28 protein-coding genes, 1 pseudogene and 1 riboswitch are annotated in these 26,348 nt (G+C 35.9%); of the genes and pseudogenes, 14 read left to right on the forward strand and 15 right to left on the reverse strand.

The features are described 5' to 3' along the window. Nucleotides 1–101 precede the first annotated feature (101 nt). A complete protein-coding gene (locus tag C564_RS0104630) occupies nt 102–1,412 on the forward strand; it encodes a PepSY-associated TM helix domain-containing protein (protein ID WP_018764575.1) in 1,311 nt (436 codons plus the stop codon). 145 nt (nt 1,413–1,557) lie between these two features. Here C564_RS0104630 and C564_RS0104635 read toward each other — a convergent pair whose 3' ends face one another. Next, on the reverse strand, nt 1,558–2,619 hold the full coding sequence (locus C564_RS0104635) for a tetraprenyl-beta-curcumene synthase family protein (protein ID WP_018764576.1): 1,062 nt from the start codon (nt 2,617–2,619) through the stop codon (nt 1,558–1,560). A 36-nt stretch (nt 2,620–2,655) separates the two neighbouring features. Then, nucleotides 2,656–3,459, reverse strand: coding sequence for an alpha/beta hydrolase (locus C564_RS0104640; protein WP_018764577.1), 804 nt, complete (start codon nt 3,457–3,459; stop codon nt 2,656–2,658). Between the two features lie 74 nt (nt 3,460–3,533). Here C564_RS0104640 and C564_RS0104645 point away from each other — a divergent pair, with 74 nt between their 5' ends. The 3 genes from C564_RS0104645 to C564_RS0104655 all read left to right on the forward strand — a co-directional run bounded on the left by C564_RS0104645 (nt 3,534) and on the right by C564_RS0104655 (nt 5,889). Next, nucleotides 3,534–4,046 carry a gamma carbonic anhydrase gene (locus C564_RS0104645; RefSeq protein ID WP_018764578.1) on the forward strand — a complete coding sequence of 171 codons (513 nt, stop codon included), beginning with the start codon at nt 3,534–3,536 and terminating at the stop codon, nt 4,044–4,046. 145 nt (nt 4,047–4,191) lie between these two features. After that, nucleotides 4,192–4,734, forward strand: coding sequence for a phosphatase PAP2 family protein (locus tag C564_RS0104650; RefSeq protein WP_018764579.1), 543 nt, complete (start codon nt 4,192–4,194; stop codon nt 4,732–4,734). Nucleotides 4,735–4,746: 12 nt separating this feature from the next. Beyond that, nucleotides 4,747–5,889 carry a glycosyltransferase family 4 protein gene (locus C564_RS0104655; protein WP_018764580.1) on the forward strand — a complete coding sequence of 381 codons (1,143 nt, stop codon included), beginning with the start codon at nt 4,747–4,749 and terminating at the stop codon, nt 5,887–5,889. Nucleotides 5,890–5,971: 82 nt separating this feature from the next. Here the strand turns inward: C564_RS0104655 and C564_RS0104660 are convergent, their stop codons facing one another. Continuing rightward, a complete protein-coding gene (locus C564_RS0104660) occupies nt 5,972–6,580 on the reverse strand; it encodes a molybdenum cofactor guanylyltransferase (RefSeq protein WP_018764581.1) in 609 nt (202 codons plus the stop codon). Then, a complete protein-coding gene (locus C564_RS0104665; protein ID WP_003201309.1) occupies nt 6,577–7,086 on the reverse strand; it encodes a MogA/MoaB family molybdenum cofactor biosynthesis protein in 510 nt (169 codons plus the stop codon). Before C564_RS0104665 ends, C564_RS0104660 begins: the two co-directional genes overlap by 4 nt. Nucleotides 7,087–7,494: 408 nt before the next feature. Here C564_RS0104665 and C564_RS0104670 point away from each other — a divergent pair, with 408 nt between their 5' ends. The 3 genes from C564_RS0104670 to C564_RS0104680 are packed head-to-tail and all read left to right on the forward strand — an operon-like array spanning nt 7,495 to nt 8,410. After that, nucleotides 7,495–7,674: a hypothetical protein gene (locus C564_RS0104670; protein ID WP_003208786.1), complete on the forward strand. Its 180-nt coding sequence runs from the start codon at nt 7,495–7,497 to the stop codon at nt 7,672–7,674. Nucleotides 7,675–7,680: 6 nt separating this feature from the next. Then, entirely contained in the window at nt 7,681–7,872 is a 192-nt protein-coding gene (locus C564_RS0104675; protein WP_018764582.1) for a hypothetical protein, read from the forward strand. Between the two features lie 13 nt (nt 7,873–7,885). Beyond that, entirely contained in the window at nt 7,886–8,410 is a 525-nt protein-coding gene (locus C564_RS0104680; RefSeq protein ID WP_018764583.1) for a GNAT family N-acetyltransferase, read from the forward strand. Nucleotides 8,411–8,905: 495 nt separating this feature from the next. Here C564_RS0104680 and metK read toward each other — a convergent pair whose 3' ends face one another. Further along, the gene (gene metK / locus C564_RS0104685) at nt 8,906–10,105 is read right to left on the reverse strand and encodes a methionine adenosyltransferase (protein WP_003201301.1); all 1,200 of its coding nucleotides are present in this window, start codon (nt 10,103–10,105) and stop codon (nt 8,906–8,908) included. Between the two features lie 164 nt (nt 10,106–10,269). Continuing rightward, nucleotides 10,270–10,392: riboswitch (SAM riboswitch) on the reverse strand. Nucleotides 10,393–10,621: 229 nt separating this feature from the next. On the opposite strand from metK, the gene pckA reads away from it, so the two are divergent. After that, nucleotides 10,622–12,208, forward strand: a complete 1,587-nt coding sequence (gene pckA, locus C564_RS0104690; RefSeq protein ID WP_018764584.1) for a phosphoenolpyruvate carboxykinase (ATP) — start codon at nt 10,622–10,624, stop codon at nt 12,206–12,208. Between the two features lie 325 nt (nt 12,209–12,533). Here pckA and C564_RS0104695 read toward each other — a convergent pair whose 3' ends face one another. Then, a complete protein-coding gene (locus C564_RS0104695; RefSeq protein ID WP_017153754.1) occupies nt 12,534–12,905 on the reverse strand; it encodes an ATP synthase subunit I in 372 nt (123 codons plus the stop codon). 502 nt (nt 12,906–13,407) lie between these two features. On the opposite strand from C564_RS0104695, the gene C564_RS0104700 reads away from it, so the two are divergent. Then, nucleotides 13,408–13,629 carry a hypothetical protein gene (locus tag C564_RS0104700; protein WP_018764585.1) on the forward strand — a complete coding sequence of 74 codons (222 nt, stop codon included), beginning with the start codon at nt 13,408–13,410 and terminating at the stop codon, nt 13,627–13,629. Nucleotides 13,630–13,657: 28 nt separating this feature from the next. Here C564_RS0104700 and C564_RS0104705 read toward each other — a convergent pair whose 3' ends face one another. Together C564_RS0104705 and C564_RS0104710 are read right to left on the reverse strand one after the other, a co-directional pair. Next, nucleotides 13,658–14,563 (reverse strand): DMT family transporter, encoded by a 906-nt coding sequence (locus tag C564_RS0104705; protein ID WP_018764586.1) that lies wholly within the window; start codon nt 14,561–14,563, stop codon nt 13,658–13,660. A gap of 114 nt (nt 14,564–14,677) precedes the next feature. Beyond that, nucleotides 14,678–15,001: an iron-sulfur cluster biosynthesis family protein gene (locus tag C564_RS0104710; protein WP_018764587.1), complete on the reverse strand. Its 324-nt coding sequence runs from the start codon at nt 14,999–15,001 to the stop codon at nt 14,678–14,680. Nucleotides 15,002–15,127: 126 nt separating this feature from the next. Between C564_RS0104710 and C564_RS0104715 the strand changes: the two genes are divergently transcribed. Together C564_RS0104715 and C564_RS0104720 are read left to right on the forward strand one after the other, a co-directional pair. Beyond that, a complete protein-coding gene (locus C564_RS0104715; RefSeq protein WP_018764588.1) occupies nt 15,128–16,045 on the forward strand; it encodes a Nif3-like dinuclear metal center hexameric protein in 918 nt (305 codons plus the stop codon). After that, nucleotides 16,046–16,378 carry a hypothetical protein gene (locus C564_RS0104720; protein WP_006096286.1) on the forward strand — a complete coding sequence of 111 codons (333 nt, stop codon included), beginning with the start codon at nt 16,046–16,048 and terminating at the stop codon, nt 16,376–16,378. It begins immediately after the preceding gene. A 122-nt stretch (nt 16,379–16,500) separates the two neighbouring features. On the opposite strand, the gene C564_RS0104725 is transcribed toward C564_RS0104720, so the two are convergent. From C564_RS0104725 to C564_RS0104750, 7 genes and pseudogenes are all read right to left on the reverse strand, one after another. Then, a complete protein-coding gene (locus tag C564_RS0104725) occupies nt 16,501–17,721 on the reverse strand; it encodes an ATP-binding protein (RefSeq protein WP_018764589.1) in 1,221 nt (406 codons plus the stop codon). A gap of 338 nt (nt 17,722–18,059) precedes the next feature. Next, nucleotides 18,060–19,259: an ATP-binding protein gene (locus C564_RS0104730; RefSeq protein ID WP_018764590.1), complete on the reverse strand. Its 1,200-nt coding sequence runs from the start codon at nt 19,257–19,259 to the stop codon at nt 18,060–18,062. A 363-nt stretch (nt 19,260–19,622) separates the two neighbouring features. Further along, nucleotides 19,623–21,440 (reverse strand): acyltransferase family protein, encoded by a 1,818-nt coding sequence (locus C564_RS0104735; protein WP_026008466.1) that lies wholly within the window; start codon nt 21,438–21,440, stop codon nt 19,623–19,625. Nucleotides 21,441–21,706: 266 nt separating this feature from the next. Then, nucleotides 21,707–21,793 (reverse strand): annotated as a pseudogene (locus C564_RS36090) (DUF2196 domain-containing protein); the annotation flags it as partial. Nucleotides 21,794–21,909: 116 nt separating this feature from the next. Continuing rightward, entirely contained in the window at nt 21,910–22,872 is a 963-nt protein-coding gene (locus C564_RS0104740; protein ID WP_018764592.1) for a metallophosphoesterase, read from the reverse strand. Between the two features lie 222 nt (nt 22,873–23,094). Further along, a complete protein-coding gene (locus C564_RS37290; protein ID WP_018764593.1) occupies nt 23,095–23,328 on the reverse strand; it encodes a hypothetical protein in 234 nt (77 codons plus the stop codon). 1 nt (nt 23,329) lies between these two features. Further along, nucleotides 23,330–23,626, reverse strand: a complete 297-nt coding sequence (locus C564_RS0104750; protein ID WP_018764594.1) for a DUF3986 family protein — start codon at nt 23,624–23,626, stop codon at nt 23,330–23,332. 120 nt (nt 23,627–23,746) lie between these two features. On the opposite strand from C564_RS0104750, the gene C564_RS0104755 reads away from it, so the two are divergent. The 3 genes from C564_RS0104755 to C564_RS0104765 are packed head-to-tail and all read left to right on the forward strand — an operon-like array spanning nt 23,747 to nt 26,326. Next, entirely contained in the window at nt 23,747–24,751 is a 1,005-nt protein-coding gene (locus C564_RS0104755; protein WP_018764595.1) for an ABC transporter substrate-binding protein, read from the forward strand. A gap of 11 nt (nt 24,752–24,762) precedes the next feature. Beyond that, complete coding sequence (locus tag C564_RS0104760) at nt 24,763–25,527, forward strand: ABC transporter ATP-binding protein (protein ID WP_003201276.1); 765 nt, start codon at nt 24,763–24,765, stop codon at nt 25,525–25,527. Next, the gene (locus C564_RS0104765; RefSeq protein WP_018764596.1) at nt 25,520–26,326 is read left to right on the forward strand and encodes an ABC transporter permease; all 807 of its coding nucleotides are present in this window, start codon (nt 25,520–25,522) and stop codon (nt 26,324–26,326) included. Before C564_RS0104760 ends, C564_RS0104765 begins: the two co-directional genes overlap by 8 nt. Nucleotides 26,327–26,348 lie beyond the last annotated feature (22 nt).

Genomic DNA, 26,348 nt, shown 5'->3' on the forward strand with positions numbered 1-26,348 from the left:
ACTTTTAACATTTTTCACAATTCTTTCAAAGTAATCACACTTTATCTCGATATATTAAATGAGCATTCATTTTATAAAAGGTTGGACGGGGGATTTAAAATATGAAAAAGAATCGATCGCTTCATTATATTTTCTGGAGGTGGCATTTTTACGCCGGTCTCTTCATAGCACCGCTACTCATTACTTTATCACTCAGTGGCATTGGTTATTTGTTTCGAGAGGAAGTTGAGAATTTCATCTATAAAGATTTATATTTTGGAAATAGTAGGCAAACAGAATCTCTTTCTATGTCTGAATCCATTTCAACAACAGAAAAGAAATATCCTCACTATAACGTGACGAAAATTAGCTATTTTAAAGATGATCATAATACAAGACTCACAATGGCAAATGAATATACGGGTGATCAGAAGTATGTTTACTTAGATAAACATAACCAAATTGTTGGGGATCAAAATGCTGATGCAACGTTTGCAAATATTATGCGAGAATTACATAGCTCTCTTCTAGTAGGCGGTACCGTTGTAAACTACTTAGTCGAACTAGCCGCTTGCTGGACGATTTTTTTAATTGTTACTGGTTTATATATGAGTATAAAACGCTTCAAGAAACCCCCAGTATCAAACGCTAGAGAGAGATCCAAACGACTTCATAGCATAATCGGTATTGTATTTACAATTCCACTCGTTCTCTTAGTACTAACAGGATTACCTTGGTCTGCTTTCATGGGAAAACAAATTTATAGCATAGCAACTTCCAATGAATCACTAGGATATCCGAAATTATATATGGCTCCTCCAGAGTCTAAGTTTAAAGAGTTACCGTGGGCGACTAGACAAGAAACACCGCCACAATCAGATTCAAACGAACAGACAGCTCTTTCAATTGATGAGTTAGAGAAATCGATTCAAATTGAAAAACCATATGTCATTTCATTACCAAATGAACCAAAAGGAGTATTCACTATTTCAAAATCTAGCGGTTCTGGTATTACAGGAATGCACGTATCACCAAATGAAGAGATTACTGCTTATTTTGATCAATATAGCGGCACTCTCATTTCAAAAATTGACTATCGTGATTATGGCTTATTTGCACAGTGGTTTTCTTATGGTATCCCCCTTCATGAAGGACATTTATTTGGATGGCCAAACAAAATACTATGCTTACTTACAACCTTGTCCTTACTATTCCTCATTTATTTCGGTGTTAAAATGTGGCTAGCAAGAAAGCCACAAGGTAAGGTAGGAGCACCATCAAAACAAAAGGATAAAAAAAGCATATTTGCCTTTATACTTATTATGATTTTATTAGGAATTGTCATGCCTTTATTCGGTTTATCTGTTCTTATTATTTTTGTAGTTGAGTTTTTACTATATCTATTCTCTAAAATACGGGTAAAAAAAGTATAGAAAAAAGCATTTGTACAGTTCATCTTGTACAAATGCTTTTTATTTATGACCAATTTTTTCTTTCTCTCACGAATTTTAAAAAAACATCACCAATAATCAACATAGAAAAAGACGTGCACCAAATGCACATCTTTTTCTATTTCTATCACTGTGCCATTTTCTTTCGGTACATCTTCCCGTTCCAATAGAAGAATCGTGAAGTGAATCCACCATATTTCACGATGCGCCGTGCCATTTGCTGCATATTCTTTTGCTCTGATACCTTTTGATCAGATAAATAAATCCCAAGGAGACCACGGCTAATAAGGCGATGAAACTTCGCATGTGGTAAGCCACCAATATTTCTTTCTGCTTCTTCCACAAAATGCTTCATTCGCTCTAATACGACTTGTTCATTTTCATAATAACTACAGAAATTTAAGTCCCCGCCAAGTCGGTCTTCTTCTTGATCAATAAAGTAATCAAGCAAAATATGGAGCCCTTGTACGTACGGGAAATAACCTTGCTTAATCTTTGCAATATCTTCATCAAGTAATTCATCATGAAACGCATACGCCACGAGACAAAAGATTCCAAGTGTTGATCCTGCACATGCCGAAAATTCAAACCAGCTCATTGGCGGTACATTTTCCTTATGAGCCTCAAACCATGTTTGTAAGCGCGGTTCCCTTTCTTCTAGTTTCACATGCTTATGAATTTGTAAATCACAATAATAACAAGCAAGTTCGTGAAGAATCGGAGCGATTTTATCATAGTGCTTCGTTTTCTTTAAAACATCTTGGCATGTTGCAACAAGCTCATCTAAATAACCACCATCATCTTGATCATCTCGATAACGATAGTAATTGCTTCCTTCACTCTCTGGTGTTAATGCAGTCAGCATTGATTCATGCAGTGCAGCAAAATCATTCGGATCAAGCGATGTACTACGATCACATAAATTATCTAAGTAATCACTAATCGTCTGATACGCCACAATAAAACGAATACATTCCTCGCGTTGTTCATTTGCGAGCAGCGCTAAAATACCACCGCCTTCACAATGAAATGTTTTATGCTCAATACTTGCAATCGCTTGACTATGAAGTTCGTCATTTGGAATATGGTAGGCACGCTCTTTCCACATCGCTAGCTCATGGTGTACAACCGGAAACACATCACGGTATACTTTCGCCATGAGCGTTATGGGATTACTCGGTACGTTCACTTCTTCCTTCATCTCCTCTATTAAATGTACAAATAATTATTTATTTGTTTCTATTATGTTATTTACATGTATTTCAGTAAATGACTTGATATAGTTCAAAATCTCATCTTGCTCATACTCATTTAATAGCTCATGGTAACAATTTGACCATTCTTTATATGCCTTATCACTAATATTTAAGTTATCAAACCATTTACGGACACGTGTTTTATCTACAATTTTATCCTCACATGCCTGCATTAGCAAGAGCGGAACGTCTGGAAACTCATCTATTTTGTCATGAGCAATCTCAATAGATTTTATCAATTCACTATACCAACGAACCGATACCTTGCGCAAGAACAATGAATCATTTTCCATCGCATCGCGAACTTCTTTATTTCTCGTTGACATGTTTACTGTAAGTTTGGTGGGAAATTGAAGTTTTGGCGTGAGAATATTTAACACCTTTGAAACAGCTCTAAGCGGAGCAGCAGGTACAGCTAATACACCTAAGCATGGCGAGCTTAATATAATTCCATCTATATCGTCTCTCTTCGTTTCTTCCATCATTCGAATGACAATAAGACCGCCCATACTATGTCCAAATAAAAAAATAGGTAGCCGATACTTTCTTGCTTCTTTCACCCATAATTTTATTTCTTCTATGTATTCATCAAATGAGTCAATATGTCCTCTATTTCTTGAAGTTGTTCCATGAGCTGGAAGGTCTCCCATGACAACATGATACCCGAAATGATTCCACATTTCTGCTAGCGCCTCATAACGTCCGTGATATTCCATCGCACCGTGCACCATCACGATTACCGCTTTGGCTGCTTCCGCTTCATAATTCCACATACGAAACTCCTCCATTTCACTCTTTTCCTTAATTTGATACACTAAAACTAGTTTCTAGGAAAGGAAGGCTTTACATGATATATCCCTATAAAGATAAAAATCCAAAAATTGCGAGTAGTGCTTTTATCGCTGACTATGTTACGATTACAGGCGATGTCACAATTGGTGAAGAATCAAGCATTTGGTTTAATACAGTCATTCGTGGTGATGTGTCTAAGGTAATAATTGGAGACCGCGTAAATGTACAAGATCAATGTACACTTCATCAAAGTCCACAGTACCCTCTTCTTTTAGAAGATGATGTAACAGTTGGGCATCAAGTTATTTTACATAGCTGTACCTTAAAAAAAGACTCTTTAATCGGGATGGGATCTATTATTTTAGACGGTGCTGAAATTGGTGAAGGTGCATTCATCGGTGCTGGTAGTTTAGTTTCACAAGGAAAGAAAATTCCACCTAATACACTGGCTTTCGGTCGTCCGGCAAAAGTCATTCGCGAATTAACAGATGAAGATCACAAAGATATGGCACGCATTCGCAAACAATATGTTGAAAAAGGACAGTACTATAAGTCACTGCAAAAATAGTCTCTACTTGCTGCCACCACGATGGCAGCTTTTTTCGTTAAAACTCTAACGTTTTCTTTACAAAATCTTATTATTCCCTCAATAAAATCTTATTAAAATAGAAGATATAATCTCAATATATATGTAAATGAGGGGGAGAGATTTCATGAAAGCTAAATCCGGCAGCTCCTTATATAAAATAGAATGTTACATTTTTAAAGGAATTAACCGTTACTTTGATCAAAAAACATTAAATATCTTTTTCCGTACCATTACACATATCGGTGGTGCAATCTTTTCCATCTCGCTCACGTTATGCTTTCTTATATTTTCACAGGGTCCTCTGCACGATGCAGCAATTGCAGCAGCTCTTTCATTAACAATTAGTCATATTCCTGTGCAAATATTAAAAAGGTGGTATCCACGCAAACGGCCTTATTTAACAATTCAAGATGCAAAATATCCATCGCACCCATTAAAAGATCATTCTTTTCCGTCAGGTCATACAACAGCTATTTTTTCGGTAGTTGTTCCATTTATTTGTTATGATCCAAACTTATTAGTCGTTTTACTTCTATTAGCAATTATTGTAGGAATTTCCCGCATCTATCTCGGGCTTCATTATCCAACAGATGTATTTGTAGGTATGTGCCTTGGCACATGTTCTGGCATCATCTCTTTTTATCAATTCATTCCATTTTTCATGTAAAGGAGAGATTGGATGAGAGTCGCCATATTTACTGATACATTTACACCGCAAGTAAATGGCGTGGCAAAAACACTAGATCGTTTGACCCTTTATTTTCAAAAACAAAATATTGCTTACTCCGTATTCGCACCGCAGCATACAGCAGAAGATGATTTCGTAGCCAATGTGAATAAAATGAGAAGTATTCCGCTAAAAATACTGTATCCAGAATGTCGATTCGCTTTTCCAACTCCGCGTATTAAGCGGGAACTTCTTAACTTTCAGCCGGATATCATTCATGTCGCTACTCCTTTTAACATGGGGCTATGCGGCATGTATTACGCGAAAAAATTAAATATCCCTCTTGTCGGTTCTTATCACACTGACTTTGATTCCTACTTGCAATATTATAAAATTGAATTTTTCTCCAATATGTTATGGAATTATTTAAAGTGGTTTCACAGTAGTATGCAAAAAAACTTTGTCCCTTCTCCTGAAACATTACAGCAATTAACTCAAAAGGGATTTCGAAATTTATATATATGGGGGCGCGGCGTAGATTGTTCCCTCTTCCATCAGGCTTACAATAAAGACCTATTCCGAAAAAAATATAATATTACTGCTCCATACATTCTTTCCTATATCGGACGCATTGCCCCTGAAAAAGATATCGAAACACTGCGTACACTGATTCACACAACAATAAAAGAGCAAAAAGATAATATTCATTGGCTCATTGCAGGAGATGGTCCCCTTGCTGAAGAATTACGTGAAACTTTACCAGCAAACGTTACGTTTACTGGATATTTACAAGAAGAAAATTTAGCAGAAGCTTATGCATGCTCCGATCTCATGGTATTTCCATCGGCCACAGAAACGTTTGGCAATGTCGTTCTTGAATCGCTCGCATGTGGTACACCAGTCGTTGGTGCGAATTCTGGGGGGGTAAAAAATATTATTACAGATGGAAAAACAGGTTTTCTTTGCGAGCCCAAAAATTCGAACTCATTTTTATCATCTATTTATCAGTTGTTAAATAACGAAGAAATGCGTAAACAGATGGGCATAGCCGCTAGATTCTACGCCACTACACAAAGCTGGGATGAAATTTTTCATGGTTTATACATGCAATATGAAGAGGTGCTTCACCAAAACAATACCGAACTACTTGCGTAATAAAAAAAATTGACCTCAAAACATATAGCAATGAACTCATCCATCGTATTCATAAAGAGCAAAAAGGTATGACTCTATAACGTCATACCTTTTTGTTCTTTTTCTCATTCAGTAACCGCGCATATTCCTCTTTTGTATTTACATTCACAAATAATTCTTTCGCTACATTCCATTCCTCTTCCATCACATATTTTACGTTGCACTGTGATAAAAGTTGTCCCATACTTCGTTTTTCTTCATTTAGTAATACGCATATTTTTTCTTTTACACGATAATGATACGCTGCTAATAACGGCTGCTTTCTTCCATCAATAACCGGAACAATTGCCTCATATTCACCACTTATTTGTCCTACTAATGCTGTAATCCACTCATTTGAAAGGTTCGGTGCATCACAAGGCGAAACGATATACCACTCCGTCTCTATATGCTCCATCCCCGATACAATTCCAGCAAGCGGTCCATCTCCTTTATAGGGAGGAATATCTTCTATAACAGGAACGTCTACTAAGGTAACAATTCTTTCTTTTATATCAGGATGACTAATCACAACTACATCTTGTATAGTATCCCGCATCATTTGAACAATCTGTTCGATAAAAGTATGTCCTTGCCAGCTTGCCAATGCTTTCGGCTCACCAAATCGTCTCGACATACCACCAGCTAATACAATCCCAGCGAGCTTTTTCATTGACGATGCAGCTCAAATGTAATGTGTCCTAACTCTGGTAAAATTAATTTATTCATCGCAAGGCGAACTGCCCCGCTAGAACCTGGCATTGAAAAGACAACTTTTCTTCCAATTGTTCCGCCAATTGCTCTACTTAGCATTGCAGCGCTGCCGATATCTTCTAAATAACTAATCATCCGAAACAATTCACCAAATCCAACAATTTCTTTATCTAATAATGCCGAAACCGCCTCAATCGTAACATCACGCTTTGTAATACCAGTTCCTCCATTTGTTAAGACAACATCAACATCTTCTTGATGATATCCACTTAATACAGCTTGCCTAATACTTTCTTTATCATCTTTTACAATTTTATAAGCGGTTACTATATGACCCGCTTCTAATAATAATTCTTTTAACAACTTACCACTCTTATCCGTCTCTTCTGTACGTGTATCAGAGATTGTAATAATTTTACAACGAACCTCTGTGGGTGCTTGTTTTTTATGTTCTATTACGCTCATTTTTATTCGCTCCTTCTTATGAACTACTCATAATTTTATCATATCGTATAGAAACTTTATTACATATGAAATACATCACATATCCACAATTATCTATTACATAACCAAAACATCATGATACAATATAAGTATATATAACCATAAAAAGGGAGTTTATCTATATCTCTTTATAATCTTAAACAATCTGTCCCATGAATTCCTTTTCTTATAATCCTAATTCCCTTCCAATTCATTACCTATAGATTAGATATCAATTTTCTAAAATGATACATATTCATGCTAGACGACTCTATTCGCTATTATCGAGAACCGTGGTTCCTCTTGCTTTATTTTATTTCAATGGCTTAGAAATCGCACGAAATAACCAGATACATACTAAATAAATTTTCATAATTAGGAGGTTCATTCATGGAACTTTATCAAAAACTCACAACGGTATTTATCCTTCTATTTGTCGCTTCCATCAGTGCTGGGATGGCATTAAAGGATGCTGTTCCATATTCAGCAATTGGCGGCTGGGGATTTGCGACACTCTTTTTACTATGCAGTGCATTTTGTGCTGGAAAAGCGCGTCAAAAGAAAGGATGATGACCATTGTTTCGCAAAAAACCTACAATTTGCAGATCATGCGAAAAAGAGATTCAAACATATGAAAAAGCATGGATTCATATGCCGTTCCCTCCAAGCGGGATGACGAATATGAAAAAATATATTGAGCTTGATGGAGAAGTATATTGTGGTTCGTGTGTTGGAGTATTCACAAAACAAAATAATGAGGTGAAATAGGAGGTATACCGAATTGTTCGAATCAAATCGAATTCGCTTACGAAAGTTTTCAGAAGACGATATTCCCATCTATCATCTTTGGCGGAACGATATAGAAGTTATGAATACCACTATCCTTAATCTTGATGTCCATTCTGTTCAAGAAACAGAAGCGTTTTGCAAACAAATCATCCACTCTCCCACTTCTAAAAGTTATATCATTGAACAAAAAGATAGTCATCTTCCCATTGGTCTCACTTCTTTAATTAACATCGATCCACACAATAAGAATGCGGAATGTATTATTGATATCGGTAAAAAGAATTGCTGGGGACAAGGATACGGGAAAGAAGCCTTAACAGTGTTATTAAATTATGCCTTTTTAGAATTGAACTTACATCGTGTATCCTTACGTGTATTTTCATTTAATGATAAAGCCATTTCTCTCTATAAAAAGCTCGGCTTTCAACATGAAGGTACCTGTAAAGAAGCTGTATTCCGAAATGGGAAATGGCATGATATTGAAATGTTTGCCTTGCTGCAGAACAACTACAAGTAATGTGAAATTTCCATCAGTGAAGAATGTAAAACAACTACTTTTTAAGGTGGTAAATAAATAAAAAAGTAATCCTTACTATACTAATCATCTGTGTATACTGCTTTCCGTTCGTATATTTTTCCATGTATAAAGATTTCACTGATCGTTCTATGATTGGTTATTTCATTATGTTGCTTGTAACTTCACTACTTGCTTTTTGTTGTAAATGCTTGAATACTACAGCCACTTTTATAATAGGCAATATATTATCTGCAATAATCTCATATTATTTTATCCATGTAACAAGTGATGAATATTTTGGGGGATATTTTAAACCATTAACACCCATCCAATTATTTACAGTAGTTAACTTCCTAAATTTGATTCCACAATTATGTGCAATCAAATTAGCCAATATATATTTGAATAAAGTTCAAGATTAACTTTACCCAAATGTGTGTTAACATGCCTAAAAAAAAGCTTCGCGCCTTCGCGCAAAGCTTTTTTCTTCTTATATTATAGACCAGCTTGCTCTTTTAAAGTTGCTGCTTTGTCTGTACGTTCCCATGAAAGCTCTACATCAGTACGTCCGAAGTGGCCGTAAGCTGCTGTTTGTTTGTAAATCGGGCGACGTAAGTCTAACATTTTGATGATACCAGCTGGGCGAAGATCGAAGTTGTTACGAACTAGTTCTACTAGTACTTCTTCAGATACTTTACCAGTGCCGAATGTATCAACTGAAATTGATACTGGTTGTGCCACGCCGATTGCGTATGCAAGTTGTACTTCTGCTTTTTCAGCAAGACCAGCTGCTACGATGTTTTTCGCAACATAACGAGCTGCGTATGCTGCAGAACGGTCAACTTTTGTTGCATCTTTACCAGAGAATGCACCGCCGCCGTGACGAGCGTATCCGCCGTAAGTATCAACGATAATTTTGCGTCCTGTTAAACCAGCATCCCCTTGTGGTCCACCGATTACGAAGCGGCCTGTTGGGTTAATGAAGAATTTCGTTTCCTCATCCATTAATTCTGCTGGTACTACAGCTTTGATTACATGCTCTTTTAAGTCGCGATCGATTTGTTCCCATGTAGCTTCTGGATGATGCTGTGTAGAGATTACAATTGTATCGATGCGTACTGGTTTACCATTTTCATCATACTCAACTGTAACTTGCGTTTTACCGTCTGGACGTAAATATTCTAATGTTTCATCTTTACGAACTTCCGTTAAACGACGAGCTAATTTGTGAGCAAGCGAGATTGGAAGTGGCATTAATTCTTTTGTTTCATTACATGCGAAACCAAACATTAAACCTTGGTCCCCTGCACCAATTGCCTCAATCTCAGCGTCAGTCATTTGACCTTCACGTGCTTCTAACGCTTGGTCAACACCCATAGCGATGTCAGCAGATTGCTCATCGATAGATGTTAAAACTGCACAAGTTTCTGCATCGAATCCGTATTTTGCACGAGTGTAACCGATACCTTGAATTGTTTCACGAACGATTTTTGGAATATCTACATAAGTAGAAGTCGTAATTTCCCCCGCTACCAATACTAAACCAGTTGTTACTGTTGTTTCACAAGCTACACGTGCATTTGCGTCTTTTGCTAAGATCGCGTCTAAAATTGAATCAGAAATTTGGTCACAAATTTTATCTGGATGTCCTTCAGTTACAGACTCAGATGTGAACAGATGACGTTGTTTTGTCATGTGGTAAACCTCCCTACAGTAATCGTATATATTGTACGGAACTCATCCTTAATTTGCCACAAACTGCGACATTCATTTATTCTCCCACACAAGTATAAAGAAAAACCTTTCCTATATAGAGGAAAGGTTTGATTTGCTACTTGCATACTGCTTTTTGCCCTTCGCTCTTATCGTTCGAGACCGTTCGCCTCGCACAGGTTTTAGCACCTATTCACTTGTTTATTACCGTTACAAGTGAGGTTGCTGGGCTTCATCGGGCCTGTCCCTCCGCCAGCTCGGGATAAGAGAGTATCCGTCCCAACCTATACTAAAGAAATGATATTCATTTGTCAATTAATATTCACATATTCCTACAAGTTTTTCGCATTATTTGTTGGACGAAATATAAATAGGAAAATAATACATTCGCACAAACAAAAATAAATAAATAGTATACATTATTTATATGATTGTGTTATACTCTTGATGGGGATTACGAGAAATATTTCATTAAAATGAAAAGGATGGTATATAAATATGAGTACTGTGAATGTCCAAATTGGATTACACGAATTACTGAACGGAAGCAATGCACAGGTTCAATTAAGCGTTCCACAATTAGTGGAAAAAGTACTAATGAGAAATGAAGGAAAATTAACTTCTACTGGTGCCGTCTCTGCTTCTACAGGAAAATATACAGGACGTTCTCCTAAAGATAAATTTATTGTGAAAGAAGCGTCGGTTGCCGATAAGATTGCTTGGGGACCTGTAAATCAACCGATTTCTGAAGAACATTTTAATAAATTATATACAAAAGTATTAGAATACTTAAAGGAAAAAGAAGAATTATTCGTATTTAAAGGATTCGCTGGTGCTGATCGTAACTATCGTCTTCCATTACAAGTTGTTAACGAATATGCATGGCACAATTTATTTGTACATCAATTATTTATTCGTCCAACTGAAGAAGAATTAACAAATCATGAAGCTGAGTTCACAATTGTTTCTGCACCAAGCTTTAAAGCAGATCCAGAGATCGACGGTACAAACTCTGAAGCATTCATCATGGTTTCATTTGAAAAACGCATCGTATTAATCGGTGGTACGGAATACGCTGGAGAAATGAAAAAGTCAATCTTCTCTATTATGAACTTCTTACTTCCAGAACAAGATATTTTATCTATGCACTGCTCTGCAAACGTAGGTGAAGAAGGCGATGTCGCTTTATTCTTCGGTTTATCTGGAACAGGTAAAACAACATTATCTGCTGACCCACACCGTAAATTAATTGGTGATGATGAGCACGGTTGGTCTGATAACGGTGTATTCAATATTGAAGGCGGTTGCTACGCAAAATGTATTAACCTTTCTCATGAAAAAGAGCCGCAAATTTTTGATGCCATTACATTCGGATCTGTACTTGAGAACGTTGTAATTGATGATCAAACACGCGTTGCAGATTACAATGATACTACATTAACAGAAAATACACGTGCTGCATACCCAATTGATGCGATTGATAATATCGTCGTACCAAGTGTTGCTGGACATCCAAATACAATTATTTTCTTAACTGCTGATGCATCTGGGGTATTACCTCCAATCAGTAAATTAAATAAAGAGCAAGCTATGTACCATTTCTTAAGCGGTTACACTAGCAAACTAGCTGGAACAGAGCGCGGCGTAACATCTCCGCAAGCGACATTCTCAACTTGCTTCGGTTCTCCATTCTTACCACTTGATGCATCTCGCTATGCTGAAATGCTTGGTGAGAAGATCGAGAAACATGATGCAAAAGTATTCCTAGTAAACACTGGCTGGACTGGTGGCGAATACGGCGTTGGAAAACGTATGAACTTAGGTTACACTCGTGCAATGGTGCAAGCCGCATTAAACGGCGAGCTTGATAACGCTGAAACAGTGAAACATGACATCTTCGGTCTTGAAGTACCACTTCATGTACCAGGTGTACCTGATGAAGTATTAATGCCTGAACAAACATGGGCTGATAAATCTGCTTACAAAGCAAAAGCAATCGAACTTGCAGGTAAATTCAAAGAAAACTTCAAGAAGTTCGAGAACGTTTCTGAAAACATGATCAAATTAGGCGGTCCAATCGCTTAATTTAACCTTTACTGTTTGAATACCCCTTTACTCATATGAATAAGTATGTTGTAGCCTAAAAAGTGCGCGTACTCACCGACAAAACCCATGCGGCTTAATAGGTTACACATACTTACAATAAAAAAGAAGCTTACGATAAAAACGTAAGCTTCTTTCTATATATATTTTGATTTCCCAACATATAAATCGCGGCTTCGAAAACAAAAACAGATTCCCCACTCACTTTCTCCTTTTGTTTTCACGCGGCATGAGGTGAAAAAAGGCACTGACCGCTTCTATCCATGGACGGGGCCTCTCTTCTACCTAAAAGAAAAGGTTTTTGTATTTATTTCTTCGCATCCTTCATACTGTAATACCCTAAATTAATAACGATTAAAAAATAACCACCCATAATTCCAACAGCAAATGCCCACATGACCATATGGTGTTCAATCTCATACATAATAATCGCACCAAGTATCGCTGCTGCAAAGCGATTAATCATACCAAGTGTTGGTGCCTTACTCTTTTTTACAATACTATCTCCAAGCTTTTCAATACGTCTTCCTAAAATCCAAACACAATACATACTAACGAGTAAACCAATCCCCACACCTAAAAAGTGAGCAGAAAAAGGTGTCATCGCCCAACCTAATAGCATCGCGCCCAGCAAATAATACATTTGGATTTTAAATGACCTTAGTGACATACTAATCATGCAATTCTCCTTTATCATTATCATCTTATTTACATATCATCAGACTTTATCCCGCCTTAACGGGCAGGAAGTCCCCCACTGATTAAAGTTTCACTTTATCTGTTACATTCAAAGAAAAACAACATAACCACTACACTTATGTTGTTAAAATATTTTTCAGAAATAATATTATACAAGATTTCTAGCTTGGAAGTAGGATCATTTTGTGACGTTTTTGCAAACATTTTTTCATAGATTTATAAAAAAGTGATATCAATCTATAAGAATATGGATATGATGTATATATATCCGCTTTCATTTTCCAACATATAAAATCGCTGCCACGAAGCTCCAAAAGTTACCTGCACTCTTTTCCGCTCTGTTCTAACTTGACATGGGGCAGGAAAGGACTCTGACCGCTACTACGCATAGCCGGATTCTCTCTCCCACCTAAAAAGAAAGATTTTACGTCAGTTTTTCAATTTACATGCATGTAGTAAGTACACAAAAAAGGGGGCGTATAATGATTTATTTTTTAATGGCTCTCATTCACCTCATTATCCCTGCACTTATAGGACTCTCATTATATTGGTACACAAAAAAACATAGTATCTTCTATGCTGTCCTCGGTGTTCTTCTCTCCGGAGTTATTCTCATTGCACTGTTCCGCATACCTTTTCTCAACTTAATCCCACTTATTACTGCCATTTTGTTCCTCATATTTCTACCCAAAATAAAAAAATAGGAAAGCAGATCATGACTGATCTGTTTTCCTATTTTGATATATGTTCTGACGCGACAGGCTGCGTCCCAGGTTTTTCGGATTTCACAAACCATAAACCGAGAAAAATAACACACCCGCCAATTATTTGTTGTAATGAAATCTGTTCCTTCGCCCATACCGCTGCAAATACAACCGCAACAAGCGGTGTAATATACATATATACCATCGTATGAGAAGCTCCAATTTTTTGAACACCAATATACCACATAACTAAACCGAATACCGTTACAAAGAAAATAGAATATAATAGTGCAAACCATGTCATTCCTTGTTCAATTTGAAACGGCATCGAAAAAATATGCCATCCGCTTAGTATAACAAGAGGAATCGCTCCAACAACTGCTGACCATGCAGTCACACGAAGCGCTGAATATTTTTTAATAAGTGGTCCTGCTAACACTGGATATAGCCCCCAGCACATTGATGTAATCAGTCCAATTCCATTTCCGTAAAAAGACCCAACAAGCGAATGTCCAGCTAATAACACAAGCGCTGCACCGCTGCACGCTATGATAGAACCAACTAATTTTCGCTGGGAAAACTTCTCTTGCTTAAACAAGATTGCAAACATCGTTGTAAAAATAGGTGAAATAGAAATGAGTAAAGAAGCGTTCGTAGCGGATGTATATTTAATAGTTTCCATAAATAACGTTTGATACAATACGATACCGACAATACTCACAACAATGAGCCTTAGTATGTCCCTTCTCTCCATATACAATGACTTTTCAATATAAAATGTAAGTAGTAATAATAACGGTGCTGCTGCAATCATACGGAGCGCAGTAAACTCAACTGCTGAAAACTCCTCAAGTCCGTATTTCCCGATCGTATAATTTATCCCCCAAATGATAACAACATTTAAAAGTAATAATTCAATCCCCCATCTTCTCATGCGTAATCCCCTCCGCACAGATGATTATACAGAAAATTTAATTAAATGTACATTTTATGAACTGAAGAATTTCATAAGAAAAAGGAGCGTACAGTTTGCTCCTTTTTTCATAAGTTATACTCGAATATGGAGTTTCATATTCGGATTATAAAACTGATTCGGACTCTTCAATTGAAAATATCCACCTGATTCATGTAAATCAACAGCCAATTTATCATCCATAAAAACAAGCTTTGTGCGATCCGCAATAAACTGTAGTTTATTTGAATCAATATCTACATCACGTTCATCTTTCTCTGATACAGCCACCAAATCAATAATTCCACTCATCACACAGCCGCATCCTTCATTATCATAAAATAATTTTATAAACTTCGTTTCACTTGGAATCGTATCCATAATCTTTTTATATGCTGCATCTGTTACAGTAACGTACATATATTGTCCCTCCTACCTCAGTACATAATTCTTATATTGTACCATTCTTTTTATGAATTCTATCCATTTATTGTATACAGAAAATTAAGACTAATATAAAATGTATGTGATAAAGGAGGGTGAATTATGCCAGCTTTACAAGAAATACAACAAGCACTTGATCATTTATTTCAAATTAAAAAATACGGAAAAGACGGTGCCTTCAGCCGCTTTATTCCAGCTGTATACGATCCAATTGATTTTCCTTGGCAACATTTTTTTGAAACAGACTTTGTAAATACCTTTAACGGACTTATGATAAAAGGGGCTGCAACTGTAAATAGCGTCTTTTTAGCAGTCTTCCCAACAGATGATGTTCTTGAAAAGTTCATCTTACAATCGAAACCAGGTGATTTACTTTTTATGCATCATCCTCTTGTGATGGAATGCGGTGATCCTCTTGGAAAATCCGGACGAGGCTTTTTACCGATTCCAGCTCACTATTTACAAGGAATCAAAGATAAAGACCTTTCTATTTATACATGCCATGTTCCAATGGATCATCATCAAACATACGGAACAAGCATTGCGATTGCAAAAGCTCTAGAGGCCGATATAGTAGATGGTTTTGCTTATGATGGTAAAGATATACCATGTGGACTCATTTGCAAAATTCCTGAAACAACAACAAGAAAACTCGAAAACCAACTAAAAGAACTCTTTCACATTCCATATATAGACTTTGAAGGCAAACGACATGAATTTATCACAAAAATTGCAATTATCGCTGGATGCGGTGATAAAATAGATCTTCTTAAAGAAGCAGAAGAAAAGAGCGCTGAGGCGTATATTACAGGTGAAATTCATTGCCATATTGATAACGAATACGGCAAACATAAGTATTCATTAATTATGGACTATGTGAAAGAAACGAATATGTCACTTATCGGTGTGTCACACTCTGCTTCTGAATACTTAGTGAAGAAAACATTAATGCGTGATTGGTTTATAGAAAACTTTGATGTGGATGTTTTTTTACTTCCGCAAAAGAAATGGTGGTATTAAATGCGCATTCGAAAAATTTTTTTCATATTTCTCTTTCTTACCTGTTTTTTATTAGGTGCATGTAAAAATAACCCTGAAGACGAATTAAGAAAAACAGTGTGGGATCAATTATCTGAACATACGAAAGAAGAACTAAGTGATGGCTGGAAGCATGCTACAATTACAACTGAAACATTGCAAGCCGGAATATCTTCGGTCAAAGATTCCTCTTATATAGGAAAAGAGGTTTATCGTATTTCATTCCCATCTGATCGTTCTTACAAACTTGGAAATGTAGATGCATTTGTTGATATGAAAACAAAGAAAGTAATTGGATTTGGCCTACGAGATTAAAAAAGATTCGCTAATACTGCGGATCTTTTAGTTATCAGGAATAGATAATAAATCTAATAAGGTATATGTAACGATCAGTTTAAATAAAAAGAGAGGATCTGCTTCCCTCTCTTTCCCATTCATCAGTGAATTGGCAACGTAATTTCAACTGTAGTCCCTACTCCAACTTCACTCTCAAACTGTATCTTGCCTTGATGTTCTTCAATAATCTTATATGTAACCATTAATCCTAAACCAGTTCCATCATCCTTCGTTGTATAAAAAGCTTCGCTCAGTTTAGGCATTTTGTCTTTCGGTATGCCACATCCCTCATCCTTGATTCGAATTATCATTGCATCTTTTAATGTAACCTCAATGATAATTATTCCACCATCTTGCATAGATTCAATCGCATTTTTTATTAAATTTAAAAACACTTGTTTTAAACGTTTTTCATTACATATTATACTTGGTAACTCACCTTTATAAATGGTATGTATTTTAATTCCTCGTTCCGAAGCAGGCTGTCCCATAATTCTTACCACGTATGCAAGAATGTCTTTTATATTATGATTCCCGCATTCCATTGGCTTAGAATTTCCAAGCTCCACCAGTTCGGTGGCAATTGTATCGATTCTTTCGATTTCTTGCTCCATAATATCACAATAGGCTTTATCCTCAGGATACTTTTCTTTTTGTCCTCTAACAAAACCGTTCAACAGCATCAATGGATTACGCATTTTAAAACCGATAACTGTTGCCACCCTTCCAATTACAGCCATCTTCTCCGATTGTTGCAATTCCTTATGTGTCATTTCAATTTTGTGTATATAAGATTGGAATCTCAATAAAATAATCCATCCTATAATGGAAAACAAGCTACAAAGAACAATAGGAATGAGAACAATAAAAGAATTCACAATGAATCCCATTAAAACATACTTTATTATTGTCCCTCCCGTTACCAACCAAAAATAGCGTTTATTTACAAATAATGGTGCGAAAAGAAAGAAAAACCCTTCCACTATATTCCCTGCATCAAACTCTAAATCTGTTCCATAGTAAATGATAAAATTATGAATGAAATCTAATATATTATATCCTATGAAAATAATATATTTCACAGCATATGGATTCTGTCGCTTCGCCACATATATTCCCACAAACACCAATATAACCATGAGAATATACAACCATATCCCTAAACCCATTTCTAGAATTGGCCCCCCATCTCCTCCCCCTTCTAGCTTAGGCATAATATAATAATATGCAACATCATAAATAAAAAAAGTTGTAAAGAATAAACTTAAAAACAGCTTTAACGTTCGAATCTCTTCCCTTGTTAATTTATAAACACTGTCCATGTAGTAACTCCTCTATTCACAATACACATACTTCGCGAATCTTGCCTTCTATATAAACCCATTTTGATTTTTTCAACATAAATTAGGTTTTCTGTCGATTTTTCAATTTGTATTTATATAAAGTGAAACTTCCATCACCCGTCGAGCTTTTGCGGGATAACTCCTTTTTTGATTTTTCACATATAAGCTGCTATGAAAAATAAAAGGTGACCTGCACTCGTTTTCTCTCTTTGTTTTCACTTGGCATGGGGCTGGAAAAGGATCTGACCGCTTCTATCCATGGCCGGATGCTCTCTCCCACCTAAAAAGAAAGGTTTTATGTCGGTTTTTCAATTTTCTTATATAGGTAAAATAATGTCTACTTTCGTTCCTACGTTTCTTTTACTCGTAATGTGTATTTTCCCATCATGTTCTTCAATAATCTTGCAAGCAACAGTAAGCCCTAAACCGATGCCATTTTTCTTTGTCGTATAAAAGGCTTCTGTTATACGCTGTAAATTCTCTTCCTGCACACCGCACCCATTATCTACAATACTTACTATTACACCATCTTCATTTCTTTTGTTTATATATATTTGAAGTGTTCCGCCATGTTCCATCGCTTCAATTGCGTTCTTTATTATGTATAGAAATACTCCTTTTAATTTACGATGATCACAATCTATTTTTATTTGATCAGGTGCAACATCATAAATGAGATACAGCTGTTTCCTGTTGATTTCTGCACTCATTTCTTTCAACGCATTTGATACAATTTCTTCTATTAAATAACTACTGTAGGTAGAAGGTTTACAAGTTGCCATTACCATAAGCTCACTTATCATATTGTTTATATGCTCAATTTCATCAATCATATGTTCATACACTTTATCATCTACATATTTCTCTTTCTGCAATTGTGTAAATCCCCTTAACGATGAAAGTGGATTTTTAATTTCATGTCCAACAGATGCTGCCATTTTTCCAATAACTACGAGCTTTTCAGACTCTCGCTTTTCTATCATTACATTATTTACAGTAGAAAGGTACTGTAAAAATCGATTCAATAGGAGATACGTTACAAATAATAAAAGACTATACATAATCAATGGCATAAATGCCTTTTTTTCTCCTAAGACCAAAAATATACTATATTTTCCCATAATAATTAAAAATAAACACAACAAATATCGTTTACTCATAAAAATTGGTACAAATAAAATAAAAACAAATTCAATTGTATGCCCATCATCAAATGCTACTTTATTGTGAAGTGCATACCAATATAAGTTTAAAATTTCTGAACACATATAAGCTATTAAATATATATACTTAACACGATATGCCTGTTCCCTTTTCATTATATACATACTACATGCTATTAAGCAGGCTCCATACAAAAACGTTGGAACTTGAACCTCTAATCTTATTAGTGTTTCAGAATCTCCTAGCATAACAGAATAAACTGTTTCATATATAACCCATACAATATTCAATACCCATAAAAAGAGTCGAGCATTTTTCTTTTCTTCTTGAAATGAGATAAAATTTTCTTTCACTTTAACACTTCCTCAAAAGCTATATACTTTCGCTATATTATTACTAACACTCATTATTATAATAAACGACAATAGTGTTTGAACAAAATAATATCAAATAATGTAGAAAAGTTTACCCCGACTTATCAATTTGATAAGTCACATAAATTTCAATAATATGTACTAAAAAACGCTATTATTTGTTATATACTGAACTTGTCAGGTTAACTGTAAAGAGAACTCCCCGTTCTTTGTGTTTGAGCCTACCCCGTTATTAAATATAAGTCAAAAAGAACTTGTAGCGTATCTACAAGTTCTTTTTTGATTTCAATCAATCTATTGCATCACACTTTGAAGTTATGTCAAAGTGTGATGCAAATCAAATTATTGATTCATCGCTTTTGCTACAAGCGCAGCATATGCTTCTGCACCTGTTTTCGTTAAATGTACGCCATCCGGCTCAAAATACGCCTTATTATCAGCACTTGCTGAATACCAATCGACTAACGTCACATTTTGGTACTCAGATGCTACTTCTTTTAATTTCTCATTCACTAATGATTCCCACGGACGTGGTACCCTCGTATTGATGAATATAATTTTACGTTCATTCCCAATCACTTTTATTAATGATACGAGTTGATCCTTTGTAAAAGCACCATTTGTACCTAATCCAATAATGACATGATTCCCTAAATTCCCCTCATTTTTTAGCTGTTCCACCACAGGAATTGCTTTAGACAGTTGGCGACCAATTTTTGCATCAATCCTAATATTAGGAAATGAATTTTTCAAATACGGGGCGACGTCAATCATAATAGAATCACCTACAGCTGTAACTGTTTGAGGACCTTTAGGCTGCGCAGCAGCTTCTTGTTTTTCTTTATTTCGAGGTGGCTCATCAGCTGGTTTTTCCCTAACTGCCACTGGATGTTTCGGTTTTTCTTTTTGTTCCGTTTGTACTGCTTCCACCTTATCTTTTTGAGGATTATCCTTCGCTTTACTAGCTGTTGATAATCCAAAAACAGCGATCGTAGAAACGAATAGTGCGCATACTAAGGCTAGCTTACCACTTAATGCTAAGTTTTTTATTCCCCAATTCCTAGAGCGAATATTCTTCAATGCCCCTTGTCGGATTGGATTTTCAATAAACTTCCATGAAATTTGTGCAGCTACTATAATAAGTAAAAATTGAAGAATTGCTCTTGTAAGCGAAAACTCTCCAGCATTTACCTTCGGAGTCGTTAACGTGATAATCGGATAATGCCAAAGATATATCCCATACGATCGTACTCCCATCCAACGCAGTGGTCTAAACCTTAAAAATTGAGCAATTCGGCTAGCTGGGTGAGCAAGGTTCGCCACTAATAAAGCAGTAGCAATTGATAAAATGACCATTCCTCCGCGATATAGAAACGGATCATATTGATTTGTCTTCCAAAACATAACGAGGATAATAATAAGAGCAATTCCTCCAACTACGTCAAGAATGAGACGTGCTTGTGGAATAATTTTATTTGCAAGCCTACTGCTTGGCCAAATTAAGGCAAGTGCCGCTCCAATCAATAAGGAAAAGGCCCTTGTATCAGTACCGTAATAAATTCTGCTTGGATCAGCTCCTGGTTCATACAGAAACGCCATTGCCAATGCAGAAGCAGCTGCCCCTAAAACAATGAATAAAATGATATGTGATTTCTTTTTTATGTAACGAAACGCCAGGCTAATAATAAATGGCCAAATTACATAGAACTGTTCTTCAACAGCTAACGACCAAAAATGATTCAGTGGAGAAAGTTGGCTAAAACTATCAAAGTACGATAATTTATGATAAATATACCACCAGTTACTGAAATATAATAAAGCTGCTAGCGAATCCCCACGCATCTTTCCTAGCAAAGAACTATGAAAAATTGTAATCCATGCTAAAACAATTACAAGCATGACAAGCATTCCAGGAAGTAATCTCCTTACCCTACTGAGCCAGAATTTCTTCAAGTCAATCCTCTTATTTCTCTTCCATTCTATAGCTAGAATATCTGTAATTAAATAACCCGAAAGTACAAAAAATACAGTAACACCTAGGAATCCTCCAGGCATCCAATTAAAATTAATATGATATAAAATGACGCCTAGTATAGCTAGGCCCCTTAGACTGTCCAATCCAACCATATAGCGACTACTTTTCTTTAATGGTTCGGGCATCCGCCAGTCACCCCCGTATTTCTCTAAAATTACGTGAATATTTACAATATAAAACTCTATCAATATGTATTACCTCTAAAAAATATGAACCGAATCAAAATATTACAAAACCTATTAACAAACACACTCAATTTTTATGATTGCATGCACAGTAACTAAAATTTTACCATGTTATGTATTAACATGAAATAGTCTCATTTATGAACTTTCATGTAAAAAAGGAGGTTATCCTAAAAATTCTATTTTTAGGATAACCTCCTTTTTTATTAACCGATACTCTGAACTCTACCAACTTTCCTATCTTGTAATCGTACTTTAATACCGTATGTATGCGTCTCCGTGTTTGTTAAAATAACGAACTTATTTAAGATAACAGATATAAGGGTATAGATTTGTTGTAATTTATCTAATTTTCACTCAATCGCATCCAATTGTTTGTTTTTTAATAACTTCGCAAACAATAAACACGCTATCTTTTCTCATAACTGCTTGTTCTCTTTAAGGAAAAAACAGAAAGTTCCGGCTTACTTAAAAACCGTACCGGCATTCTAGTAGTACCAATACCACGATTCACATACAACTGTAATGGCTTACTCTTTCCTTCCAATGAATAAAGTCCTTCTACATATTTATTTGCTAGTGAAGTAGTAATGATAGAACCTATGAATGGAAGCTGTACTTGTCCACCATGACTATGACCAGATAGTTGAAGGTCCACTGGATATTCAGATATTTGATCAACAGCATCTGGTTCATGTACTAACAGGAGATTAAAATCCTCTGTTCGAAGGTGCTGAAGAGTAGGTTTAACTTTTGGTTTTCCAAGTAAAAAATCATCTAGACCAGAAATGGTAATGTAATCGCCATTGGCAACTTTAATCCTCTTCATTTCATTATTCAAAACAGTAAAGCCAGCCTTCTCCATATACTGTTCGTATAAGTGTCCCCCGCCACCTCCTCGATCATGATTGCCAAACACAGCATATTTTCCAAGAGGAGCGCGAATTTGTTTCAAAATCGTTTGTGAGTACTCTCTTTCCACAACATATTCTCCAAATTTATCAATTAAATCACCTGTAAAAACCACAATGTCAGGCTTTAGCTTATTGATTTTATCCACTAATATTTGCTGCTGTTTATGAGGAAAGTTTGGTCCAAAATGTGTATCTGAAAATTGTAAGATTTTCACACCATGAAAACCTTCTGGAATATTTGGATTTTCAATATCGTTCCATGTAACTGAAAATGATTTTGTTTCCAAATGAAAAGCATATACATAAATTGTTATTGGAAGAATGAATAGTATGAGGGAAATGATACATATTCTTCTAAACCGCAATAAGGAAGTACCTTCTTTGGCTTGTTCCAAAGAAGGTATTTCTTCGTTCAAATTCATTCTATTTGTTTTGGCGTGTTCTAAATTCGCTTTCATGTGTCCACCTCTAAATTCATCTTCATAAAAAGATACGATTTAAATAATGTTGTAGCATTTCTATGTTACAAACGTATGTCTTTTGAAAATTGAGGTGAACATGAGCAAACTAATTAAACCAAAATTAAGATTTGATGCAGCATGTGGTCCTTCTATTAAGGGGAAAAATGATAGGATATTTACTTCTACTATTAGAAGCAGTTTGGATGATTTTATAAGATTTTACCTTATGAGAGGAAGTAGCCAAATTTCCCATATGATGCATACAATTAATATAAATGTATAATCACCAAAATCTAATTTAGACCCTTTCTTTACATGCATATCCAACCAAATATGCATAAGTTTCATTCCCTTATATTTATAGACATTCTTCTTTGCAAATCGATAAACAAGAAGCTGCAATATCATAAATTCTGCTACAACTATAAGTAACAAAACGAGAAAGTCAATCACTCTATTTCTGCACTGATTTCTCTAATATACGATGTTCCAAAAGCCATTCTTCAAACTTAGCGCTTCCAAATTCCCAGCTTAAGTCATTTGCATGTACAGAAAAAACGCGATACCCGGAATAGTCATCCATAAATTCGTCTTCCTGTACCTGTACTAGCGGAATCTCATAAAAAGCAAAGTTAAAAAATACATCCCACACATCTTCATGTTTTCTTTTATAAGCGATCGATTCCACATCAAATTCATCTCCAAAATAATCAAGATGTAAATGCATGCTATCATCATATTCATATTTCATTTTATCACCCCTTATATTTGTACTTCTTTATCATCCAAAAAATTCCTTCTACATCCACTCACATCTAGGCACTTACCTACATATTATGGCAGTAGATTCATTTCTAGGAGGTGTCACATTTTGAAAAAATTTATAGCTGTTTTTTGTATACTTGTACTTACTGTTTTTACGTTTGTGGCTTGTAGTAAAAAAGACGATACGAAGCAACAAGTGCAAAAGATTCGCATTGGTGAAGTTACACATTCCCTCTTCTACGCACCGTTATATGTTGGGATTGAAAAAGGATTCTTTAAAGAAGAAGGATTAGATATCGACCTACAAACGACAGCTGGTGGCGATAAAACAATGACTGCGCTGTTATCTGGTGGAATTGACATTGCACTTGTCGGCTCTGAAACATCCATTTATGTTCACCAGCAAGGAGCAAAAGACCCGGTTATTAACTTTGCTCAGCTCACGCAAACTGATGGTACATTTTTAGTTTCTCGCAAAAAATTAGACTCCTTTAATTGGAACGATGTGAAGGGTGTTACTTTCCTTGGTCAACGTAAAGGTGGTATGCCGCAAATGGTTGGGGAATACGTTTTGAAGAAAAATGGCATTGATCCACACAAAGATACAAATTTAATTCAAAATGTTGAGTTTGCTAATATCGCTAATGCCTTCGCGTCTGGTACAGGCGAATTTGTCCAGTTGTTTGAACCAACAGCGAGTATTTTTGAAAAAGAAGGAAAGGGCTATATCGTCGCTTCTTTTGGTACTGAATCTGGAACTGTTCCATACACAACATTTATGGCAAAAGAAAGCTTTTTAAAGAAAGACAAAGCAGCAGCGGAGAAATTCACACGTGCATTATATAAAGCACAGCAATGGGTTGATACGCATAGTCCAGAAGAAATTGCCGAGGCTGTTACACCACTTTTTAAAGATACTTCAAAAGATATTACGGTAAAAGTAATCGAGCGCTACAAAAAGCAACATTCGTATGCGACAAATCCATTATTAGACGTGGAAGAATGGAAACAACTACAAAAAATTATGAAAGAAGCTGGAGAATTACAAAAAGAAGTTCCACATGAGGCGCTCGTCGATACAAAAATTGCCGAAAGCGTTATTAAGAAATAGAGGCGAATACAATGAGTTTCTTACAAATATCTAATGTTTCCCACTGCTTTTTTGCAAAAGAAAATGCCCGGCTCGTCCTCGAAGATATTAACTTACACGTAGAAGAAGGGGAATTTATTTCCTTTCTTGGCCCAAGCGGCTGTGGAAAAACAACGCTTCTTTCTATTATTGCAGGACTATTAAAACCAATTGAAGGTATTGTCTTTGTAGAAGATGAGCCAGTGACAAAATCAACTTCTTCAATGGGATATATGCTCCAACAAGATTACTTGTTTCCCTGGAAAACAATTGAAGAAAATATAATGCTTGGGCTGCACATTACAAAAACATATGGAGAGGAAACGAAAGAACATACCTTACAACTTTTAAAGCAAGTCGGCTTGCAAGGCGTAGAAAAGCAATCCCCTCGGGAACTATCCGGTGGTATGCGCCAACGGGCAGCACTCGTTCGTACACTTGCAACAAATCCAAAAATCCTGTTGCTTGATGAACCATTTTCAGCTCTTGATTATCAAACGAAATTAAAATTAGAGGAGCTCGTATTTTCTTTATTACACAAATATAAGAAAACGTCTCTTCTCGTCACGCATGACATTGAAGAAGCAATCGCAATGAGTGATCGTATTTACTTGCTTCAAGCAAACCCTGGGAAAATCGCAAAAATATTTTCAGTACCAAAAAACATTCGCTCCCTACCACCGTTACAAGCAAGGTACCACCCTGATTTTCCAGCCCTCTTTCAAGACATATGGAAGGAGCTGGAGCGCCTTGGATAATATAAAACAATTACACAAACAGTTTCGAAAAAAAGAGCGTCAGCGTACTTGGACAGCTGCCTCTTTACAATTTTCACTTCTCATTCTCTTCTTTACATTATGGGAAATCTCCAGTAAACAGGAGTGGATCGATCCTTTACTCTTTAGCTCACCTTCAAGTATTTGGGAGTTATTTGTAAGTAAATGGGGAGACGGATCACTTTGGATTCACATATGGACGACACTGCTTGAGACAGGTATTGGTTTTATTCTCGGTACAGTTCTCGGAACAATTATCGCAACCGTTCTTTGGTGGATACCGCTTATAGCTCGCGTATTAGACCCATACCTTGTTGTGTTAAATGCAATGCCAAAAGTAGCACTTGGCCCGATTATTATCGTTATTTTCGGCCCAAACATCTCCTCTTCGATCGCAATGGGAGTTATTATTTCCATCATTATCACCATTCTTGTTATTTACAGTGCATTTCAAGAAGTTGATTTTAATTATATAAAAGTAATGGATACATTCGGCGCAAATAAATGGCAATGCTATAAACAAGTTATTTTACCGTCTTCCTTTCCAGCTATCATTTCAACTTTAAAAGTAAACGTTGGATTATCATGGGTTGGTGTTATTTTCGGTGAACTTCTTGTTTCCAAACAAGGACTCGGTTATTTAATTAGCTACGGATTCCAAGTATTTAACTTTACGCTTGTACTGCTGAGTGTATTACTGACATGTGCACTTGCTACTCTTATGTATGTGTTTGTTGAAGGATTCGAGAAACTATTAATAGGTAAGAAAAAAAGAAGCTGACTCAAAACAAAATACTTGGGTC

It is taken from the genome of Bacillus sp. 105MF, assembly GCF_000374885.1.
Taxonomy (GTDB): Bacteria; Bacillota; Bacilli; order Bacillales; family Bacillaceae_G; genus Bacillus_A; species Bacillus_A pseudomycoides.

Excerpts from the sequence above, each read along its gene's own strand:
- C564_RS0104630 (WP_018764575.1), top strand. The coding sequence starts at position 102 with ATGAAAAAGAATCGATCGCTTCATTATATTTTCTGGAGGTGGCATTTT.
- C564_RS0104640 (WP_018764577.1), bottom strand. The coding sequence starts at position 3,459 with ATGTGGAATTATGAAGCGGAAGCAGCCAAAGCGGTAATCGTGATGGTG.
- C564_RS0104645 (WP_018764578.1), top strand. The coding sequence starts at position 3,534 with ATGATATATCCCTATAAAGATAAAAATCCAAAAATTGCGAGTAGTGCT.
- C564_RS0104650 (WP_018764579.1), top strand. The coding sequence starts at position 4,192 with ATGAAAGCTAAATCCGGCAGCTCCTTATATAAAATAGAATGTTACATT.
- C564_RS0104655 (WP_018764580.1), top strand. The coding sequence starts at position 4,747 with ATGAGAGTCGCCATATTTACTGATACATTTACACCGCAAGTAAATGGC.
- C564_RS0104660 (WP_018764581.1), bottom strand. The coding sequence starts at position 6,580 with ATGAAAAAGCTCGCTGGGATTGTATTAGCTGGTGGTATGTCGAGACGA.
- C564_RS0104665 (WP_003201309.1), bottom strand. The coding sequence starts at position 7,086 with ATGAGCGTAATAGAACATAAAAAACAAGCACCCACAGAGGTTCGTTGT.
- C564_RS0104670 (WP_003208786.1), top strand. The coding sequence starts at position 7,495 with ATGGAACTTTATCAAAAACTCACAACGGTATTTATCCTTCTATTTGTC.
- metK (WP_003201301.1), bottom strand. The coding sequence starts at position 10,105 with ATGACAAAACAACGTCATCTGTTCACATCTGAGTCTGTAACTGAAGGA.
- pckA (WP_018764584.1), top strand. The coding sequence starts at position 10,622 with ATGAGTACTGTGAATGTCCAAATTGGATTACACGAATTACTGAACGGA.
- C564_RS0104695 (WP_017153754.1), bottom strand. The coding sequence starts at position 12,905 with ATGATTAGTATGTCACTAAGGTCATTTAAAATCCAAATGTATTATTTG.
- C564_RS0104700 (WP_018764585.1), top strand. The coding sequence starts at position 13,408 with ATGATTTATTTTTTAATGGCTCTCATTCACCTCATTATCCCTGCACTT.
- C564_RS0104705 (WP_018764586.1), bottom strand. The coding sequence starts at position 14,563 with ATGAGAAGATGGGGGATTGAATTATTACTTTTAAATGTTGTTATCATT.
- C564_RS0104710 (WP_018764587.1), bottom strand. The coding sequence starts at position 15,001 with ATGTACGTTACTGTAACAGATGCAGCATATAAAAAGATTATGGATACG.
- C564_RS0104715 (WP_018764588.1), top strand. The coding sequence starts at position 15,128 with ATGCCAGCTTTACAAGAAATACAACAAGCACTTGATCATTTATTTCAA.
- C564_RS0104720 (WP_006096286.1), top strand. The coding sequence starts at position 16,046 with ATGCGCATTCGAAAAATTTTTTTCATATTTCTCTTTCTTACCTGTTTT.
- C564_RS0104725 (WP_018764589.1), bottom strand. The coding sequence starts at position 17,721 with ATGGACAGTGTTTATAAATTAACAAGGGAAGAGATTCGAACGTTAAAG.
- C564_RS0104735 (WP_026008466.1), bottom strand. The coding sequence starts at position 21,440 with ATGCCCGAACCATTAAAGAAAAGTAGTCGCTATATGGTTGGATTGGAC.
- C564_RS0104740 (WP_018764592.1), bottom strand. The coding sequence starts at position 22,872 with ATGAAAGCGAATTTAGAACACGCCAAAACAAATAGAATGAATTTGAAC.
- C564_RS0104750 (WP_018764594.1), bottom strand. The coding sequence starts at position 23,626 with ATGAAATATGAATATGATGATAGCATGCATTTACATCTTGATTATTTT.
- C564_RS0104760 (WP_003201276.1), top strand. The coding sequence starts at position 24,763 with ATGAGTTTCTTACAAATATCTAATGTTTCCCACTGCTTTTTTGCAAAA.